This is a genomic window from Leucobacter sp. wl10, from assembly GCF_003569785.1.
Taxonomy (GTDB): Bacteria; Actinomycetota; Actinomycetes; order Actinomycetales; family Microbacteriaceae; genus Leucobacter.
The window spans coordinates 1-2,760 of sequence record NZ_KZ984025.1 but is presented as its reverse complement, the minus strand read 5'-3'; the positions used below and the strand labels follow the sequence as shown (position 1 = coordinate 2,760).

The window sequence follows — 2,760 nt, the reverse complement described above, 5'->3', positions numbered from 1 at the left end:
ATCCCGCGGGATCGGCCACCGACCCCGTCACCTTCAGCTTCGAGGTCGAGACCCCGGCGACACCGACCACCACCACGCTCGCGGCCTCCGCGACCGACGTGACCGACGAGAACGACGTGACGCTCACCGCCACGGTCGCCCCGGCCGACGCCGAGGGAACCGTCACCTTCGCCTCGGGCAACGGCGCCGCCGGCGGCGACCTGGGCGAGCCCGTGAAGGTCGAGAACGGCACGGCGTCCCTGACGACCAGCGATCTCCCGGTCGGCGCGAACACGGTGACGGCGCGCTTCACCCCGTCCGATCCCGAGCGGTACGAGGCGTCCGAGGCCGCGGCGGTCACGATCAACGTGCGTCTCGCCGACGCCGCGACCACCACGAGCCTCGCCGTCGAGCCTGCGGCCCCGATCGCGCTCGGCGAGGAGGCGGCGTTCACCGCGACCGTCACGCCGGCCGCGGCGACGGGATCCGTCGAGTTCTTCGAAACCCCCGCCGGCGGCTCCGAGCGCTCGCTCGGCACCGCGGCCGTGAGCGACGGCACCGCGAAGCTCTCCACCGCCAACCTCGCGGCCGGTGGCCACAAGATCCGCGCCGTGTTCACCTCCGACAACGGCTACGACCGCAGCGAGACCCTGCTCTCGAGCACGGCGCGCGGCACCACCACCATCACCAACTACGGCGTGGTGGATCCGGCGCAGACCGGGGTCTGCACCCCGAGCGGCGGCGAGACGCTCACGGGCGTCACCGCGACCTGGGGCTGGAGCGCCTATTCCGAGGGCTGGGAGAAGTTCGGCGGCGGCAATGTCGCGGTCGACGGCGAGGACTTCGTGCTGAGCGAGGGCGTCGCCACCCGCTCCGAGAACTGCACCAGCATCGCGTTCCAGGGCACGCTGCGCGTCGAGGCCTACCAGAGCTTCTTCCCCGCCAACGGGCAGTGGGTTGAACTCGTGAACCCCGAACTGGTGATCGACGGATCCGGAAACGGCGCCTGGATCGCCGGTGTGCGCTCAGGCGAGGGCACTCTCGACGAGGACACCTCCGAGCCGGTCGTCGTCGCGGAGATCGCGAACGCCGAGGGCATCGACTTCGCTCGGGACGCCGTGAACGGTTCCGTCGAGCTCGCCTACGCGAACACGACCGCGCCGGGCACCTGGTCGGCCGACTGGAGCGCCGATCCGGTGAACGCTCGGGGCGACGCCTGGTCGAACGCCTTCATCCTGCAGGTGCCCTCCATGATCCGCTCGTTCTACTACGCGAGCGGTGCGGGCGGCGACGTCAAGAAGGCCCCGGCGGCTCTCGGCCTGAGCTGGAGCTACGAGGCGGCGACCCCTACCGCGGAGGTGCTCGACTCGAAGGGCGAGGCGACGAGCTCTGTGAAGCAGGGCGACACCGTGACGTTCTCAGCGGCGCCGTTCCGCCCCGGCACCGAGGTATCGGTCGCGCGGGGCTCCGAGGAGCTCGGCACCGTGACCGCGGACGCCGACGGCGTCGCCGCCTACCGGTGGACGGTACCCGAGGACCTCGAGGTCGGCGAGCAGACCGTGACGCTCAGCGACCCGGCGCGCGAGGTCAGCGCATCCGCGCAGTTCGAGGTGACCCAGTTCGTGCGCACCACGACCGGGCTCAGCACCTCGGCGAAGGAGGGGAGCAGCCGCGAGAACGTCGAGTTCGTCGCGACGGTGTCGCCCGACGCCGCGCCGGGTGAGGTCACCTTCACCAACAACGGCGAGGCGATTGGCACGGTCGCGGTCGAGAACGGCGTCGCGCGCGTCACCGCGGATCTCGCCCTGGGAGAGAACCGGATCGTCGCATCCTTCGCGTCCGGCAGCGATGCCTACTCGGACTCGGTCTCCGATACCCTCGTGATCACCGTCTCCGGCGGCGACGGCGTGGGCGGTGTCGAGGAGGAGCCCACGAACAGCGGCGCCGGTACCGGTGGCGGCCCGAAGGCCGGCGACCCGAAGGCCGGCGGTGCGAAGGCGGCGCTGGCCACGACGGGCGGCCCGGGCCTCGAGCTCGGCCTCGGCGCCGGTCTCGCGCTCCTGGTGCTCGGCGGAGGCATCATGCTCGCCCGCCGTCGTGCGACTGCGAACCGGTGACCTCCGGTCAGCGGCGGCTGTGAGCGAGGTCGGCGCCCCGCCGCATGCGGGGCGCCGACCCGTCTTCCGCCCGGGATCTGGCCGGGCCGCCGCTGCGCTGCCGCTGCGCTGCCGCTGCGCTGTGCGCGTCGGCCTCGGGCTCGGCTTGCAACATCTGATGAAGTCCGGAATACTGGATGAGTGACTTGGTAAGGGTGCCCTTACTTCGGCCCTGCGGCCTCACCTCTGGACCGGCGAACGACCCAGGGGATCTCGGGAGGGTGACTTCTATGGCTTCACGCACGCGAGCGCGCGCGCTCCTTTCGGCTGCCATCGCCGCTTTGATGATCGGCGGATCGATGCTCGTCGCGCCGGCGGCCTTCGCCGAGCAACCGTCGTCGGAGGTGCCGGCTGAACAGGCCGGGGCCCCGCAGGAGGCGGTCGCTCAGGATCCGCCCGTCGCCCCCGAGGAGGCGGTCAGCGCTGATCCTTCGAAGGGCGATCCGGCCGGATCGGCGGGGAACGCGGGAGCCGAGGAGGAGGCGGTCGCGGAGCCCGTGGAGGCCCCCGCTCCGGTCGGGCCGGATCCTGCAGACGCGTCCGGGGCTCCGGTCGTCCAGTCGACGAGGCCGGTGACCGGTGGAACGTTGTCGTGGGGGTTTCGTGAGTCGTGGCGGAATTACGT

General features: G+C 71.8%; 1 protein-coding gene and 1 pseudogene. Both read left to right on the top strand.

Annotated elements, in window-relative coordinates; all coding sequences use genetic code 11:
- Positions 1-2,096, top strand: a 2,096-nt coding sequence (locus D1J51_RS17585; RefSeq protein WP_162903928.1) for an Ig-like domain-containing protein, incomplete at its 5' end; no start/stop codon positions are given.
- 269 nt (positions 2,097-2,365) lie between these two features.
- Positions 2,366-2,760, top strand: a pseudogene (locus tag D1J51_RS17580) (HtaA domain-containing protein); the annotation flags it as partial.